The organism is Amycolatopsis sp. cmx-4-61, assembly GCF_046548775.1.
In the GTDB taxonomy this organism is placed as follows: domain Bacteria; phylum Actinomycetota; class Actinomycetes; order Mycobacteriales; family Pseudonocardiaceae; genus Amycolatopsis.
The window spans coordinates 184,175-199,279 of sequence record NZ_JAEBEI010000004.1; the positions used below are offsets into that span (position 1 = coordinate 184,175).

A 15,105-nucleotide genomic window follows, 5' to 3' on the forward strand; every position below is an offset into this window, starting at 1 on the left:
CGCTACCGTGCATCGCGTGTTCCCAGACGTTCGGCACCGCCGTCTTCCGAAGCTGTTCCTGCTGGTCACGGCCCTCACTTTGTCGCTGACGGCGTGCGGGCCGGACCTCGGCAAGTCCAACTTCGCCCGGACGACGGTGCCGGCGGCGGCCGGCACCGGCCAGGTCGCCGACGGCCCGATCACCGACGCCGCCGTCGCGGCCGTCGTGCTCCGCACCATCCAGCCGTGCCAGTTCCTGACCAAGGACGCGCTCGGCGGGCTGGGGCTGGGCACCGTCGAAAACGACCCGTCGCCGTCCTCGATCGCCTTCGACACCTGCCGCAACAAGGTGAAGGACCCGGGCGGCAAGGAGCTCCGGCTCGAACTCCAGATCGGCAGCACCGTGGTGCCGCGCGCCGACAAGACGGCCGGCGTCGTCGGCGGGCTGCCGCTGCGCGTCAACAAGACCGGCGACACCGACTGCACCGTCGCCGCGATGACGGCGCTGAACCCGGACATGGCGCTCGAGGTGTCGGTGGTCTACGCGAGCGATCCCTGCCGTCCCGGACAGGCACTGGTCGAGGCCGTCGTCCAGAAGGTGCACAACGCCCCGGAGAAGTATTCGACGCCCGCCGGGACGGTGCTGACCGCCGACCCGTGCGCGATGGCCGACGCCGCGGTGGTGACCACCGCCGTGCCGTCGGCGAAACCGGCGCCGTCGGGCCTGCACTCGTGCGAGTGGCGGGACCGCGGCCCGTCCGTGACGGTCGGGTTCCTCCCGGGCCTGCCCCCGCTCGTCGGCGACGGTTATTCCAAGGTGGACCTCGGCAACGGCGTCACCGGCTTCCAGAAGCCGCAGACCGGGGGTTCGGCCCGGTGCAAGGTCCAGTGGCAGCACCGGCCTTGGCAGGGCGACGACGTCGAACTGGCCCAGGTGGACTACCAGGGCTACGACGACAACGACACCGATCCGTGCGGCAAGGCGGTGACCGTCGCGAAGAACGTGGTCACCAAGCTCCCCAAACCCTGATCTGGCGGCGGGCCGCGCGGAGAGGTAGGAAGGGGACACCCACCCGCCGATGTGCCGGAGGCTGCCGTGAAGAAGATCATCAACGATCCGGCGAACGTGGTCGCCGAGTCGCTGCGGGGGCTTGCCGCCGCGCACGCCGACGTCCTCCGCGTCCAGTACGACCCGGACGTCGTGGTCAGAGCCGACGCCCCGGTCACGGGCAAGGTCGCCGTCATCTCCGGTGGCGGCTCCGGGCACGAGCCGCTGCACGGCGGCTTCGTCGGTCCCGGCATGCTCACCGCCGCGGTGCCCGGTGCGGTGTTCACCTCGCCGACGCCGGACGCGGTGCAGGCCGCGGTCACCGCCACCACCGGCGACGCGGGCGCGCTGCTGATCGTGAAGAACTACACCGGCGACGTGCTCAACTTCGAGACGGCCGCCGAGCTGGCCGCCGCCGAGGGCCTCGAGGTGCGCAGCGTCGTGATCGACGACGACGTCGCGGTCAAGGACTCGACCTACACCGCGGGCCGCCGCGGGGTCGGCGGCACGGTGCTGCTGGAGAAGATCACCGGCGCCGCCGCCGAGCGCGGCGACTCGCTCGACGCCGTCACCGCGCTGGCGCAGAAGGTGATCGGCCAGGTCCGGTCGATCGGCGTCGCGCTCACCGCGCCGACCGTGCCGCACGCCGGCACCCCCAGCTTCGAGCTCGGCGAGGACGAGGTCGAGTTCGGCATCGGCATCCACGGCGAGCCCGGCCGCGAGCGGATCCCCGCCGAATCGGCCGACGCGCTGGTGGCCAGGATGGTCGAGGCGGTCGTTTCGGACCTGCCGTTCGCCTCCGGTGACCGCGTGCTGCTGTTCACCAACTCGATGGGCGGCACCCCGCTCGTCGAGCTCTACCTGGCCCACGGCATCGCCGAGCGGCTGCTGGCCGACCGTGGGATCGTGGTCGAACGCCGGCTGGTCGGCCCGTACATCACCAGCCTCGAGATGCAGGGGATGAGTCTGACGTTGCTCAAACTGGACGACGAGCTGACCGAGCTGTGGGACGCCCCGGTCAACACCGCGGCCCTGCGGTGGGGGCTCTGATGGCCTGCACGGCCGAGGGTGTCGCGGCGGCGGTGCGCGCCGCCGCGGCGGTGGTCGCCGAGCACCGGGTGGAGCTGATCGACCTCGACCGCGCGATCGGCGACGGCGACCACGGCGAGAACCTCAACCGCGGCTTCACGGCCGTCGTCGCGGCGCTCGATTCCGCGGTGCCGGACACCCCCGGCGGGGTGCTGAAGCTGGTGGCGACGACGTTGATTTCGAAGGTCGGCGGGGCCGCGGGGCCGTTGTACGGCACGGCTTTCCTGCGGGCCTCGGCCAAGCTGGGTGCTGGTGAGCACCTCGACGTCCCGGCGTTGCTGGACGCGCTGCGCGCCGGCCTCGAAGGCGTCCAGGCCCGCGGCAAGGCCGTGGCCGGCGACGCGACCATGGTCGACGCCCTCATCCCCGCGGTGGCGGCCGCCGAGAAGGCGGCAGGTGACGGCGGCGACCTCGCCGCGGTGCTCACGGCGGCGGCCGACGCGGCCGACACCGGTGCGGAGTCCACAGTGGACCTCGTACCCCGCAAGGGCCGGGCGTCCTACCTCGGCGAGCGCGCCGTGGGACACGTGGATCCCGGCGCCCGGTCGTCGGCGCTGCTGCTGCGGGCGTTCGCGGAGGCCGCCCGGTGAGCGTGGGAATCGTGCTCGTCTCGCACAGTGCCAAGCTCGCCGAAGGCCTGGCCGAGCTGGCCGCCCAGATGGCACCGGACGTCACCATCGTGCCGGCCGGCGGCCTTCCCGACGGCTCGATCGGCACGGACTACGACGAGGTCGTCGCCGCCGCCCAGCGCGCCGACCGCGGCGACGGCGTCGTGCTGCTCTACGACCTCGGCAGCGCGCAGATGACGGCCGAACTCGCGATCGAGTCCCTGGCCGACCCCTCGGCCGCGGTGGTCGTGGACGGCCCGCTGGTCGAGGGCGCGATCGCGGCGGCCGTCGCCGCGCAGGCCGGCCGGGACCGCAAGGCGGTGGCGGAAGCCGCCGCGGCGGCCGGCATGCCCGAGGACCTGGCCCCTGCCGACCCCGCCGGCGACGCCGCCGGAATCGAGCTGGAACTGCGGAACGACGTCGGCCTGCACGCGCGGCCGGCCGCGGTGCTCGTGCGGGCGCTCAGCGCGTTCGACGCCGAAGTGACCGTACGGCTCGGCGACCAGGAGGCCGACGGGCACAGCGTCCTGGCCCTCATGTCGCTCGGCGCCCGCCAAGGTGACCGGATCCGCGTGCGGGCGCGCGGGCCGCAGGCGTCCGCCGCGCTGGAGAGGGTGAAAGAGCTGGTGGACGGCAATTTCGGCGAGTGAAGCCGGCGTCGCCGACCGGGTGACTTGAGCGGTACTGACTCGATTCCGTCTGGGCTTCCGGGCGCATCGCGTGGCACTATCGAGGCCAATTACCAGCGAGTAACATCTCTGGAGGCCTCGATGGCGCGGGACATCTCGACGGTCGGAGTGGTCGGCCTGGGCACCATGGGGGCCGGCATCGCCGAAGTGCTCGCGCGCAGCGGGCTCGACGTCGTCACGGTCGAGCTCGACGAAGCCGGCGTCGCCCGCGGCCGCGGCCACCTCGAGCACTCCACCGAACGGGCGCTCTCCGGCGGCAAGCTGGACGCGGCCGGCCGCGAGGCGCTGCTCGGCCGGATCGGCTACCGCACGTCGTTGTCGGACCTGTCCGAAGTGGACTTGGTGATCGAGGCCATTCCGGAGAGCCTCGAGCTGAAGGCGGAGGTCTTCGCCGAGCTGGACAAGATCACCCGGCCCGAAGTGGTCTTCGCGTCCAACACGTCGTCGCTGTCGATCACCGAGATCGGCGTGCACACCGCGCGTCCCGGCAAGGTCGTCGGCATGCACTTCTTCAACCCGGCGCCGGTGCAGAAGCTCGTCGAGATCGTCAAGACGGTGGTGACCGAGCCGGAGGTGGTCGCCGAAGCCGTCGAGTTCGCCGAGCGCCTGGGCAAGGTGCCGGTGGTGATCGGCGACCGGGCCGGGTTCATCGCCAACGCCCTGCTGTTCGGCTACCTCAACCACGCGGTGCGCATGTACGAGCAGCGCTACGCCACGCGCGAGGACCTGGACGCCGCCATGCGCCTCGGCTGCGGCTACCCGATGGGTCCGCTCGCGCTGCTCGACCTGATCGGGCTGGACACCGCGAACGAAATCCTCGACACGATGTACCACCAGTCCCGCAACCGCCTGCACGCGCCCGCGCCCCTGCTCAAGCAGATGATCACGGCGGGTCTGCTCGGCCGCAAGACCGGCCGCGGCTTCTACACCTATGACGCCCCGGATTCGCCCACGGTGGTCGCGGCCACGGCGCCTGCGTCCACTGTGGACTCGGTTTCGCCGCGACCGGTGGCGAAGGTCGGGGTGGTCGGCACCGGGACCATGGCCACCGGCATCGCGGAGGTGTTCGCCAAGCGCGGCCTCGACGTCGTGCTGCGCGCCCGGAGCCTGGAGAAGGCGCAGGCGTCGGTGGCTCGAGTCAAGAAGTCGCTCGACAAGGCGGTGGTCAAGGGCAAACTGTCCGATGAGGACGCCACGGCGGCGCTGGCCCGCATCACCCCCGTCACCGACTTCGCGGCCCTGGCCGACGTCGACCTGGTCGTCGAGGCCGTGGCCGAGGAGCTGCCGGTGAAGCAGGCGGTGTTCGCGGCCCTCGACGAGGTGGTCCGCCCCGGCGCGGTCCTGGCGACGACAACGTCCTCGCTCCCGGTGATCGAGTGCGCGGCCTCGACGTCCCGCCCGGCCGACGTGGTCGGCCTCCACTTCTTCAACCCCGCCCCGGTGATGAAGCTGGTCGAGGTCGTGTCGACGATCGCGACCGCCCCGGACGTGGTGGCCACGGCGAGCGCGGTCTGCGCGGCGGTGGGCAAGCACGCGGTGCACTGCGGCGACCGAGCGGGTTTCATCGTCAACGCGTTGCTGTTCCCGTACCTCAACGACGCGGTGAAGATGCTGGAGGCCCACTACGCGGGCGCGGACGACATCGACACGGCGATGAAGGTCGGCTGCGGCCTGCCGATGGGTCCGTTCGAACTGCTGGACGTCGTGGGCCTGGACGTGTCACTGGCCATCCAGCGGACGCTGTACAACGAGTTCCGCGAGGAAGGCTTCGCACCGGCGCCACTGCTGGAGCACCTCGTGACCGCGGGGAGGCTGGGCCGGAAGACCGGGAAGGGCTTCAAGGACTACTGAGTCAGTGGCCCAGGCTCAGCGCGACCTTCCCGTTCCGGGCATCTTCGGGCTGCACCATGATCCGGCCCCGGTGTGACACCTCGACGAGGTCGGTCAGCGGTCGGCCACCTCGCCGAGGACCGGCTTCACGTCCAGGACCGGCGTGCCGTCGATGGCCTCCAGGCCGGTGACCGTGAGCGTGCCGTTCTCAACCGCCGTCACGGTGACCGTGTGCAGGCCGATCGGGTTCGGGCGGTCCGGTGCGCGCGTCGAGAACACCCCGGTGCTCGGGCGGTTCCGGTCGCCGCGGGGGTGGACGGCCCGGACATCGCGGTCTGCTTCGTGCAGCCAGGTCAGGAGCACCAGGCGGTCGCCCGGCCGGAGGTCCGCGGCGGCGGCGTGGAACTCCGGTTCGAACACCACGCGGGCCGGTGGTGCGCCCTCGTCGCCCTGCTTCGGGGCCGTGGCGAGGTCGAGCGGCGACTCCACCTTGGCCACCGGCCGCACGTGGTAGCTCGTCACTGGTAGTAGCCCTCGACCGGCACACGAGCCTCGTCGAACAGCGCCGGGCCCTCCAGCTCGGGTCCGCCCCACGTGAGCGGCGGGCGCAGGGTGAGGAACTGTTCCGTCGACAGCGCGTAGACGACGCGGCCGAGCCTCGACCGCTCGATCGCGCCGACGCACATCCCGCACGGCTGCGTGCTGGTGAACATCGTCGTGGCCGCCGCGGTTTCCGGGTCCAGGTGCTGGGCCGCCCAGCGGGCGAGCTTCAGCTCCGGGTGGGCCGTGATGTCGTTGTCGGTCAACGACGTGTTGCGGTCCTCGGCCAGGATGTTGCCGTCGGCGTCGGCCAGCAGCGAGCCGAACGGCGGGTTGCCGTGTTCCTCGCGCGCTTCGCGGGCGAGCTCGATCGCCCGTCGCAGCAGGGTTTCTTCGGTGTCCTTCACCGGTTCTCCTTCCAGGACGCGGCCACCGCCGCGAGGTCTCGCCACGCCACCTCCGGGCGCAGCGTTTCGGCCGGATCCGAGTCGAACGGGTCGAGCACGACGGTCTCGGCCCCCAGTGCCCGCAACTGACCCAGGTCGTCGAGCACCTGCTCGAGCGTGCCTTCGCCGGCTCGCCGGCCCGGCCCGGTCACCGGCGCCGCGGTCACCCGCAGCAGGATCCGCGGCGCGAAGGCGGGCACCGGCCGCTCACCCGCCAATTTCTCCAAGCGCCCCCACGTTTCCCGGAACCCGGCCATCGTCAGCCGCAGCGGGTGCCACGCGTCACCGAGCTCCACCGCCCGGCGCAGCCCGGCGTCGCTGTGCCCGCCCAGCCACAGCGGGATCGAGCCCGCGCGGTAGTCGTCGCGCCCGGCCCACGCGGCCCGGATCGCCCGCAGGTGCTCGGTGGTGAGCCGGCCGCGTTGCTCGTACGGCACCCCCAGCGCCTCGAACTCCTGCTTCGCCCAGCCGATCCCGGCGCCGAGCACGAACCGGCCGCCGCTGAGCTCGTCGAGGTTCGCCGCCATCCGCGCCACGAGCAGCGGATGCCGGTACGGCACCACCAGGACCGTGGTGCCCAGCCGCACCCGCTGCGTGATCCCCGCCAGCCACGACAACGTCGTGAACGGCTCGTAGAACGGCGCCGGGTACTGCCCGGCGACGTCCGGCGTGATGGCGACGTGGTCGGACACCATCAGCAGGTCGTAGCCCAGGCCTTCCACGGTCTGCGCCCAGGCGCGCAGGACACCCGGGTCCGTGCCGGGCCCGAAGTTGGGGACGTTCACGCCGATCTTCACGGCAAAAGGCTATCGACGTCCGGTCGGCATCCGGAAGGGAACGATCACGGCGTTCGGGCCGTCCGGCCGTGGATCTCACGGTATCTTCGGCGGATGACCGAGAGTCTCGATCCGACGGACTGGGCCATCCTGGCCGAGCTCCAGCGGGACGCCCGGCTGCCGCTCACCGAGCTCGGCCGCCGCGTGAACCTCAGCGCGTCCGCGGCGACCGAACGCCTCCGGCGGCTGGAGGCCGCCGGCGTCATCAGCGGCTACCGCGCGGAAATCGACCTCGGCAAGGTCGGCTACCCGGTGCTCGCCGTGGTCCGGCTGAAGTACCCGGGCAGCCGGCACGAGCCGCTGCACAAGCTGCTCGCCGAGCGTCCGGAGATCCTCGAATGCCTGCGCACCACCGGCGACGACTGCTACACGCTCAAGATCGCCGCCGCCTCCATGGCCCACCTCGAGCGGACGGTGGACGAGCTGTGCCAGTTCGGCAGCACGACCACCAACCTCGTCTACCGCCAGACCCTGCCCTACCGCGGACCGTGGGAGCCCGCCCGTGACCTCGAGGCCTGACCGCATCGTCGTCTACGGCGTGACCGGCTCGGGCAAGTCGACGCTCGCCGCGCGGATCGCCGAGCGGACCGGCCTGCCCTACCACTCCGCGGACGACATCAGCTGGCAGCCGGGCTGGGTCGGCACCCCCGACGAGGAACAGCGCCGCCGGATCGCCGAGGTGTGCGCGCAGGAGCGCTGGGTCCTCGACGCCGTCTACGGCAACTGGCAGGACATCGTCCTGCCCCGCACCCAGCTGGTGGTGGGCCTCGACTACCCGCGCTGGCTTTCGCTGGGTCGCTTGGTGCGCCGGACGTTCGTGCGGGCGGTGACGCGGCGGCGGATCTGCAACGGCAACGTCGAGTCGTTCCGGCAGGTGTTCTCCGCGGACTCGATCATCCGCTGGCACTTCACGTCGTTCGCGAGCAAGCGGGCCCGCATCCGGGCGTGGGCCGCCGAGTCACCCGGCCCGGCCGTCGTCCGGCTGACGTCCCCGAGCGAGACCCGCCGCTGGCTCGATACGTTCTGAGCTCAGGCCCCCGGCGGCAGCAGCGGGCCGCCGCTCCAGTGCTGGAACACCAGGTTGGTGTGGACGCGGGCGACCTCGTCCCGGGCGGTCAGTTCGTCGAGCACCAGCCGCTGCAGCTCCCCGGCCGAGCTGGTGGCGACGTGCGCGAGGAAGTCGTCCGGCCCGGTCAGGTGGTAGACCGCGCGCACCTCCGGCAGGGAGAGCAGGTGCTCGATGAACGGGTCCACCAGCGGCCGCCGGTGCGGGCGGACCTGGACGAACAGGAACGCCTCCAGCGGCCGTCCCAGCTTCGCCGCGTCGACCGAGGCGTGCTGGCCGGTGATCACGCCGGTGTCGCGCAGCCGCGCGACGCGGTCCAGGCACGTCGACGGCGCGATGCCGACCGCGGCCGCCAGGTCCTTGTTGGTGATCCGGGCATCGTTCTGCAACAGGCGCAGGATTTCGAGATCGACCGGACTCAGTTCGACAGAAGCGGACATCGCCGAATGATATCCGAGACCATTGCCCTCGATCCGGTGAAAGCTCGACGATGCTGGCATGACTTCCTCGCTGCGCACGCGAGCCGTCCACGCCGGCCGTGACGACCTCACGGACCTCGGCGTGCACGCGGCTCCGCTCGACCTGTCCACGACCTACCCGTCCCGTGACAGTGCCGCCGAAGCCGCCCGGATCGACGCCTTCGCCGCCGGCGCCGAACTCGACGGGCCGCCGATCTACGGCCGGGTGGGCAACCCCACCGTCGAGCGCTTCGAGCGGGCGCTCGCCGAGCTCGAAGGCTTCGAGCACGGCGTCGCGTTCGCCAGCGGCATGGCCGCCGTCTCGGCCTGCCTGCTTTCCGCGGTGGCGCAGGGCAAAAGGCACGTCGTCGCGGTCCGCCCGCTGTACGGCTGCAGCGACCACCTGCTCGAGTCGGGGCTGCTCGGCACCGAGGTCACCTGGGCCGCGCCCGAGGCCGTCGCCGCCGCCCTGCGGCCGGACACCGGGCTCGTGTTCGTCGAGACGCCGGCGAACCCGACCTTGGCCGAGACCGACCTCGCCGAGCTGGCCCTCGCCTGTGGAGAGGTGCCTCTCCTGGTGGACAACACGTTCGCGACCCCGGTGCTCCAGCGCCCCGGCCGCCACGGCGCCCGGCTGGTGCTGCACAGCGCGACCAAGTTCCTGGGCGGCCACGGCGACGTGATGGGCGGGATCGTCGCGTGCGGTGTCGAGGAGGCCGCGCGGCTGCGCCAGATCCGCTTCGCCACCGGCGGCGTGCTGCACCCGTTGGCCGGTTACCTGTTGCTGCGCGGGCTTTCCACGCTCCCGCTGCGCGTCAACGCGGCGTCCGAAACCGCGGCGACGCTGGCGTCACGGCTCGGCGAGCACCCGGCTGTGAGCGCCGTCCACTACCCGCGCATCGGCGGTCCGCTGGTGGCGTTCGAGGTCGGCGGCGACCCGCACGCGCTGATCGGGGCGGTCCGGCTGATCACGCCGGCCGTCAGCCTGGGCAGCGTCGACACGCTCATCCAGCACCCGGGCTCGATCAGCCACCGGATCGTCGAGGAGCGCGACCGCCACGGCGCCGGCGTCTCCGACCAGCTGGTCCGGATGTCAGTCGGCCTCGAGGACGTCGAGGACCTGTGGGCCGATCTGGAGCAGGCGCTGAAGGCGCTTTAGCCGCAGCAGCCGCCACCGCAGCAGCCACCGCCACCGCCGGCCGGGGCCGCGGGACCGCTCGCGGCCCCGGTGAGGGCGACCGTGGTGAGCAGTTTGACGGTGTCGGCGTGGCCCTCCGGGCAGGCCGCCGGCGCACCGGACTCGCTCATCGGGCGCAGGAGTTCGAACGTCTCGGTGCACTCGCGGCAGCGGTAGGCGTAGGTCGGCATGCCGCGATTATCGCCGGAGGCGCCCGGGGATGGGAAGCTGGGCGCGTGCAGCCCCCTTCGCTCGCCGGCGTCCCGCACCTCGGCCAGGTCGTCCCGTCCCTGCTCGCCGCGCTCGGGGTGCCCGGCTGCGGGAACGCCCTGACGCTGCCGGAAGCGCGCAGCGCGGGCGTGCTGCTCGTCGACGGGCTCGGCTGGGAACTGCTCGCCGAGCACGCCGCGGACGCCCCGGTGCTGACCGAGCTCGCCCGCGAGCCGCTGCGCGTGGGCTTCCCGTCGACGACGGCCGCCGGGGTCGCCGCCATCGGCACCGGGCTCGCGTCGGGCGAGCACGGGATGGTGGGCTACACCTTCGAAATGGCGGGCACCGGCGTGCTCAACGCGTTGCGCTGGTGCAGCCACGAAGACGGCAGCGATCTGCGGGGCGCCCTCCCGCCCCGCGAGGTGCAGCCGCTGCCGACGACGTTCGAGCGCGCCGCCGCGGCGGGCATCGATGCGGCCGTGGTGTCGTCCGCCCGGTTCCGCGACACGGCCCTGACCCTGGCCACCCAGAGCGGAGCGCAGTACGCCGGCGTGCACGCACTGGGCGACCTCGCCGCGCGGACGTTGTCAGTGCTCGGCGGGCGCGCGTTCTGCTACGCCTACCACAGCGAACTCGACCTGCTCGGGCACATCCACGGCCCCGGTTCGACCGCGTGGCGGATGCAGCTGCGGCAGATCGACCGGCTCGTCGAGTCCCTTGTGGACGGTCTGCCGCCGGGTGCGCTGCTCGCGGTGGTGGCCGATCACGGGATGGTGAGCGTCGACGACCAGCTCGATCTCGAGGACAGCCCGGAGCTGCTGGCCGGCGTCCGGACGTTCGGGGGAGAGATCCGGGCCCGGCACGTCTACACCGAGCCCGGCGCGGCCGCCGACGTCCTCGCGGCCTGGCGGGAGGTCCTCGGCGAGCGGGCCTGGGTGCGCTCGCGCGAGGAGGCCGTCGCCGAGGGCTGGTTCGGGCACACGGTCAGCGACCGCGTGCTGCCGCGCATCGGCGACGTCGTCGCCGCGGCCCGGGGCCGGTTCGGGATGGTGCGCGGGCTCGCGGAGGCCGTGGAGACGTCGATGATCGGGCAGCACGGGTCGCTCACCACCGCCGAGCAGCTGGTGCCGCTGGCGTTGGCCCAGGGATAGCCGTCCCTCGGACGGGGTGACACGGACGTGTGCCCGCACTCCGGGAACGGGCTCCCGCGGGAACTTTCCCCGTTCCGGTGCCGACCTCTCCACTGCGTACCGGACTGACGGGAGAGGGCGGGATGAGCGTGCTGGACGGGGTCGGGGTCGTCGGGGCGGGCGGCGAGGGGCGGGCCGTCGCCGCGTACCTGGCCGCGCGGGAGCTGCCCGTGCACCTCCACACGCGCGATCTCCGGGCCGTGGCGGAGATCGCGCGCCGCCGGGAGATCGCCGCGCACGGGGTGCTCGACGGGCGGTTCCCGCTGCGGGAGGTGACCGCGGACCCGGCCGGGCTGGGTGGGCGGGCCGTCGTCCTGATCGCCGCCGTGACGACCGCCTACCCGGAGATCGCCGCCCGGATCGCGCCCCACCTGCGCCGGGGACAGGTCGTGGTGCTGTTCTCGAGCAAGCTCTGCGGGAGCGTCGAGTTCGCCCACGCGCTCGCCGCCGCCGGGGCGCCCGGCGTCGACGTCGTGGAGACGGATGCGCTGTTCGCCGCGCGGCCGTCCGGAACCGACGGCGTGACCGTGCTCGGCGTCAAGGTGTGGAACCTGATCTCCGGCAGCACCGCGACCGCCGTCGCCCGGCACGCCGGGCTGCTGCGGGAGTGGTTCCCCATGCTGGAGCTCGCGCGCAACCCAGTGGAACGCGGCCTGCACGACTTCGGCGCGGTCGCGCACGTGCCGATCGCGCTCGCCAACCTCGGCACCCTCGACCGCGCGGAGGAGCTCCTCTTCTACGTCGAAGGCGTTTCGGCGCGCACGATCGCCCTGCTCGAACGCACCGAAGCCGAGTTCGCCGCCGTCGCGCACGCCTACGGCGCCCGGCTGCTGCCCATGACCGAGGTCCTCGACCGCTACTACGGCTGCCCGGCCACGACGCTGCTCGACGCGCTCCGGACGGTGCGGCCGTACCGGACGATCGCCGCGCCGACCAGCCTCGACCACCGCTTCCTCACCGAGGACATCCGCTCGACGCTGGTGCCGCTGCAGGCCCTCGCCCGCTGCGCCGGCGTCGCCACGCCGGTGGTCGACGCGGCGATCACGATCATGTCCGTGCTCGGCGGCGAGGACTTCCGCCGGACCGGCCGCACCCTCCACCGCCTCGGCTGGGACGGCCTCGGCCACGAGGCGATCCTGGACCGGCTGGGTGCCGACCCCCGCGTGACGGACCGGGCGGCGTGAGCTCCGCCGGGTATCCCTCGTGATCGAGCAGGCATCACTCGTGACTGGAGGGGCATCACATGTGATTGAAGGGGCATCACGCGTGATTGGAGAGGCATCACTCGTGATTGGAGGGTCGACTCACGTGCCGGGAGGGTCGGGTTGCGGGCCTGGAGGGCCGGGCGGGGGTGGCGGTTAACGTTGGGGGGTGCCACGACGCAACCGTCCCGGCCGCCGCTCGGACGGTGGGCCGCCCGAACGCGACCTCGGGGCCGCCACCGGGTGGGCGCGGGCCGAGGCCGGGGCGGACGGGGACTGGCTGGTGCGGACCGTGCCCGGGAGCCAGGCCACCAAGGTCTACCGGTGCCCCGGCTGCGACCACGAGATCCGGCCGGGGACGCCGCACCTGGTCGTCTGGCCCGCCGACGAGACCGGTTCGGTCGCCGACCGCCGGCACTGGCACCGGGCCTGCTGGGAAGCGCGGGCCCGGCGGCGGCCCTCCCGCCGCTGGTGACTTCCGCTCTGGAGTTGTCAAACACCGCCCGGCGCTCAGCGCCGGTAGTGCCGCGACATCGCGCCGTCGTACACCTCCTCCGTGTACTCGGTGAACCCGAGGCGCTCCGCCACCCGCACTGACGGCTTGTTCGCGACGCTCACGCTCGCCAGCACCGGCACGGACGGCAGCTCGCGGGCGCACCACTCCAGGACCGCCTGCCCCGCCTCCACCGCGTACCCCTTGCCCCACGCCGAGGGCCGGAACCGGTAGCCGAGGTTGAGCACCTTCTCGCCGTGGAACTCGCGCCACCGCACGCCGCACACGCCGAGCACCTCGGTACCGCCGCGCTCCAAGACCGCCGGGTAGCCGAACCCGTGCCCGGCCCAGTGCGCGAGCCACTCCGAGAACATCGCCGACGCGCGCGGGACGTCGGGTGGGTCGGGGTGGAAGCGGTTGGTCCGCGGGTCGGTGTGGATGTCGACCATCGCCTGCCGGTCCGCCTCGTGGAGCGGACGCAGCAGCAGCCGGTCGGTTTCGATGTCGGTGAACACATCGGCGAAACTAGCGAGGGGGTCCGACAAAATGACGCGCATGACCGAACTGCCGCTGGTCCTCCTCCACGCCTTCCCCCTGGATTCCCGCATGTGGAACGCGGTGCGCGAGCCCCTCGCTTCACACCTTCGGGTGATCACCCCGGACCAGCGCGGGCTCGGCCGCTCGCCGCTGCCGGAGTCCCCGCGCGAGCCGCGGCTCGAAGACGCCGCGCGGGACGTCGTCGCCCTGCTCGACCGGCTGGAACTCGGCCGCGTCGTGCTCGGCGGCTGCTCGATGGGCGGCTACCTGGCGATGGCCGTGCTGCGGCTCGCGCCGGAGCGGGTCGGCGGCCTCGTCCTCATCGACACGAAGGCCGCGCCCGACACGCCCGAGGCCGCCCGGACGCGGCTCGACGTCGCCGCGCGCGTCGAGGCCGAAGGCATCGAAGGCTGGCTCGCCGAGGCCAACCTGCCCACCCTGCTGGCCGCGTCGACGCGCGAACAGCGTCCCGAGCTCGTCGAGACGGTCCGGGAGATCATCGAGTCCCAGCCACCCGCGGGCGTCGCCTGGACCGCGCTGGCGCTGCGGACCCGGCCCGGCTCGCTGGACCTGCTGCGGAACTCGAACGTCCCGGCGCTGGTCATCGTCGGCGAAGAGGACCCGATCACCCCGGTGGCCGCCGCGAGCGAGATGGCCGGGGCGATGGACGGCGCGACGCTCGTCGTGCTGCCGGACGCGGGGCACCTGACGCCGCTGGAAGACCCCGCGGGCGTGGTCGAGGCGATCCTGTCCTGGTACCCGGCGACTCACGAGAAGTAGGCGGCGAGCGCCGCGCGGGCGCCCGCCAGCCGGTCCGGGAACCGGATCGCGACGACGTGGTGCCACACGACGGAGTACAGCTCCCGAAGCCGCGTGTAGGCGCGAAGGGCGGCTTCGTCCACGGAAGCGGGGTACGCGGCGAGGTACTCGGGGCCACCCTGGCGGCCGAGGATCCCGAGGTCCCAGGCCAGCGGGCCGCACCAGGTGTCCTCGAAGTCCAGCCAGCACGGACCGGCGGGAGTGGCGATCAGGTTGCCGGGGTGCGCGTCGCCGTGCAGCGGCTGCACGGCGGCGTCCGGCAGCGCCGCCGCGAGCCGGGCCGCCTCCGCGCGCAAGCGGGGGTCCAGGTCATGCCGGTCGAAGATGCGGTCCAGGTCGGCCAGCGGGCCCCGCCGGGGCAGTTCGCCGGGGTACTCACGCAGGGCCGCGTGCACCTCGGCGAGCGATCGCGCGACGACCTCGGGGGCGTACCGGTGGCCCGGGTCGTGCGGGGTGTGGTGCCAGAGCGTGACCGGAAGACCCTCGGCGAAATGGGGCCCGGCCGGGGGATCCGTACTGGGTGAGACGACGCGCACACCACGGTCGGTGAGGAACTCCGACACCGCGACGTCCCGCTCCTGCCACGCCGGGCCGGTGCGCGCGAGGCGGGTGGTCGCCGGCACCCTGGCGACCAGCGGACCCAGTCTCACCAGCACGTTCGACCGCTCGTGGAGCAGCTCGGGCTCGTGGGCGGGCAGGCCCAGCCGGGCGGTCACGGCGCGGGCCGCGCGCACCGCCGCGCGGGTGTAGTCGTCGGCCACGGCCCGATCTTGCCAGCCGGTGCGCGCGACTGTCGGTAGCGAGGGCTACGATCCCCCTAAGCCGCCGGATCGGGCTTTCCCGAGCCCCGGTGGCGCGACGATGACCACCACAAGGTTTCAGTGTTGG

General features: G+C 73.0%; 19 protein-coding genes. 12 read left to right on the forward strand and 7 right to left on the reverse strand.

The annotated features are described in order from the left end of the window. Positions 1-16: 16 nt before the first annotated feature. The 5 genes from ACLJOU_RS15645 (at position 17) to ACLJOU_RS15665 (ending at position 5,264) form a co-directional block, all read left to right on the forward strand. Positions 17-1,009, forward strand: coding sequence for a DUF3558 domain-containing protein (locus ACLJOU_RS15645; RefSeq protein ID WP_410567900.1), 993 nt, complete (start codon positions 17-19; stop codon positions 1,007-1,009). A gap of 66 nt (positions 1,010-1,075) precedes the next feature. Continuing rightward, a complete protein-coding gene (gene dhaK / locus ACLJOU_RS15650; protein WP_410567902.1) occupies positions 1,076-2,077 on the forward strand; it encodes a dihydroxyacetone kinase subunit DhaK in 1,002 nt (333 codons plus the stop codon). Further along, a complete protein-coding gene (gene dhaL / locus ACLJOU_RS15655; RefSeq protein ID WP_410567903.1) occupies positions 2,077-2,706 on the forward strand; it encodes a dihydroxyacetone kinase subunit DhaL in 630 nt (209 codons plus the stop codon). Before dhaK ends, dhaL begins: the two co-directional genes overlap by 1 nt. After that, positions 2,703-3,374 (forward strand): dihydroxyacetone kinase phosphoryl donor subunit DhaM, encoded by a 672-nt coding sequence (gene dhaM / locus ACLJOU_RS15660; protein WP_410567904.1) that lies wholly within the window; start codon positions 2,703-2,705, stop codon positions 3,372-3,374. The genes dhaL and dhaM overlap by 4 nt, the downstream gene beginning before the upstream one ends. A gap of 120 nt (positions 3,375-3,494) precedes the next feature. Continuing rightward, complete coding sequence (locus ACLJOU_RS15665) at positions 3,495-5,264, forward strand: 3-hydroxyacyl-CoA dehydrogenase family protein (protein WP_410567906.1); 1,770 nt, start codon at positions 3,495-3,497, stop codon at positions 5,262-5,264. 93 nt (positions 5,265-5,357) lie between these two features. On the opposite strand, the gene tsaA is transcribed toward ACLJOU_RS15665, so the two are convergent. The 3 genes from tsaA to ACLJOU_RS15680 are packed head-to-tail and all read right to left on the reverse strand — an operon-like array spanning position 5,358 to position 7,026. Beyond that, positions 5,358-5,765 (reverse strand): tRNA (N6-threonylcarbamoyladenosine(37)-N6)-methyltransferase TrmO, encoded by a 408-nt coding sequence (gene tsaA, locus ACLJOU_RS15670; protein WP_410567910.1) that lies wholly within the window; start codon positions 5,763-5,765, stop codon positions 5,358-5,360. Further along, positions 5,762-6,190, reverse strand: coding sequence for a nucleoside deaminase (locus ACLJOU_RS15675; protein ID WP_410567912.1), 429 nt, complete (start codon positions 6,188-6,190; stop codon positions 5,762-5,764). The genes tsaA and ACLJOU_RS15675 overlap by 4 nt, the downstream gene beginning before the upstream one ends. Further along, positions 6,187-7,026, reverse strand: coding sequence for an LLM class flavin-dependent oxidoreductase (locus ACLJOU_RS15680; RefSeq protein ID WP_410567914.1), 840 nt, complete (start codon positions 7,024-7,026; stop codon positions 6,187-6,189). Before ACLJOU_RS15680 ends, ACLJOU_RS15675 begins: the two co-directional genes overlap by 4 nt. A gap of 93 nt (positions 7,027-7,119) precedes the next feature. On the opposite strand from ACLJOU_RS15680, the gene ACLJOU_RS15685 reads away from it, so the two are divergent. Continuing rightward, a complete protein-coding gene (locus ACLJOU_RS15685) occupies positions 7,120-7,584 on the forward strand; it encodes an Lrp/AsnC family transcriptional regulator (protein WP_410567916.1) in 465 nt (154 codons plus the stop codon). Further along, on the forward strand, positions 7,568-8,092 hold the full coding sequence (locus ACLJOU_RS15690; RefSeq protein ID WP_410567918.1) for an adenylate kinase: 525 nt from the start codon (positions 7,568-7,570) through the stop codon (positions 8,090-8,092). Before ACLJOU_RS15685 ends, ACLJOU_RS15690 begins: the two co-directional genes overlap by 17 nt. A 2-nt stretch (positions 8,093-8,094) precedes the next feature. On the opposite strand, the gene ACLJOU_RS15695 is transcribed toward ACLJOU_RS15690, so the two are convergent. After that, a complete protein-coding gene (locus tag ACLJOU_RS15695) occupies positions 8,095-8,571 on the reverse strand; it encodes an Lrp/AsnC family transcriptional regulator (protein WP_086840754.1) in 477 nt (158 codons plus the stop codon). 58 nt (positions 8,572-8,629) lie between these two features. Here ACLJOU_RS15695 and ACLJOU_RS15700 point away from each other — a divergent pair, with 58 nt between their 5' ends. Beyond that, the gene (locus ACLJOU_RS15700; protein ID WP_410567920.1) at positions 8,630-9,748 is read left to right on the forward strand and encodes a trans-sulfuration enzyme family protein; all 1,119 of its coding nucleotides are present in this window, start codon (positions 8,630-8,632) and stop codon (positions 9,746-9,748) included. Here the strand turns inward: ACLJOU_RS15700 and ACLJOU_RS15705 are convergent. Further along, positions 9,745-9,957: an FmdB family zinc ribbon protein gene (locus tag ACLJOU_RS15705; protein ID WP_020640946.1), complete on the reverse strand. Its 213-nt coding sequence runs from the start codon at positions 9,955-9,957 to the stop codon at positions 9,745-9,747. The two genes, ACLJOU_RS15700 and ACLJOU_RS15705, sit on opposite strands and share 4 nt — an antisense overlap. Before the next feature lie 45 nt (positions 9,958-10,002). Between ACLJOU_RS15705 and ACLJOU_RS15710 the strand changes: the two genes are divergently transcribed. The 3 genes from ACLJOU_RS15710 to ACLJOU_RS15720 all read left to right on the forward strand — a co-directional run bounded on the left by ACLJOU_RS15710 (position 10,003) and on the right by ACLJOU_RS15720 (position 12,843). Then, positions 10,003-11,127, forward strand: a complete 1,125-nt coding sequence (locus ACLJOU_RS15710; RefSeq protein WP_410567922.1) for an alkaline phosphatase family protein — start codon at positions 10,003-10,005, stop codon at positions 11,125-11,127. Between the two features lie 122 nt (positions 11,128-11,249). Next, complete coding sequence (locus ACLJOU_RS15715) at positions 11,250-12,350, forward strand: NAD/NADP octopine/nopaline dehydrogenase family protein (RefSeq protein ID WP_410567923.1); 1,101 nt, start codon at positions 11,250-11,252, stop codon at positions 12,348-12,350. A gap of 187 nt (positions 12,351-12,537) precedes the next feature. Next, complete coding sequence (locus tag ACLJOU_RS15720) at positions 12,538-12,843, forward strand: hypothetical protein (protein WP_410567924.1); 306 nt, start codon at positions 12,538-12,540, stop codon at positions 12,841-12,843. A 35-nt stretch (positions 12,844-12,878) separates the two neighbouring features. Here ACLJOU_RS15720 and ACLJOU_RS15725 read toward each other — a convergent pair whose 3' ends face one another. Then, positions 12,879-13,418, reverse strand: coding sequence for a GNAT family N-acetyltransferase (locus tag ACLJOU_RS15725; protein ID WP_410567926.1), 540 nt, complete (start codon positions 13,416-13,418; stop codon positions 12,879-12,881). Here ACLJOU_RS15725 and ACLJOU_RS15730 point away from each other — a divergent pair. Next, positions 13,417-14,178, forward strand: a complete 762-nt coding sequence (locus tag ACLJOU_RS15730; protein ID WP_410567928.1) for an alpha/beta fold hydrolase — start codon at positions 13,417-13,419, stop codon at positions 14,176-14,178. The genes ACLJOU_RS15725 and ACLJOU_RS15730 overlap by 2 nt on opposite strands. Here ACLJOU_RS15730 and ACLJOU_RS15735 read toward each other — a convergent pair. Further along, the gene (locus ACLJOU_RS15735; protein ID WP_410567930.1) at positions 14,166-14,978 is read right to left on the reverse strand and encodes a phosphotransferase; all 813 of its coding nucleotides are present in this window, start codon (positions 14,976-14,978) and stop codon (positions 14,166-14,168) included. The genes ACLJOU_RS15730 and ACLJOU_RS15735 overlap by 13 nt on opposite strands. Positions 14,979-15,105: the final 127 nt, after the last annotated feature.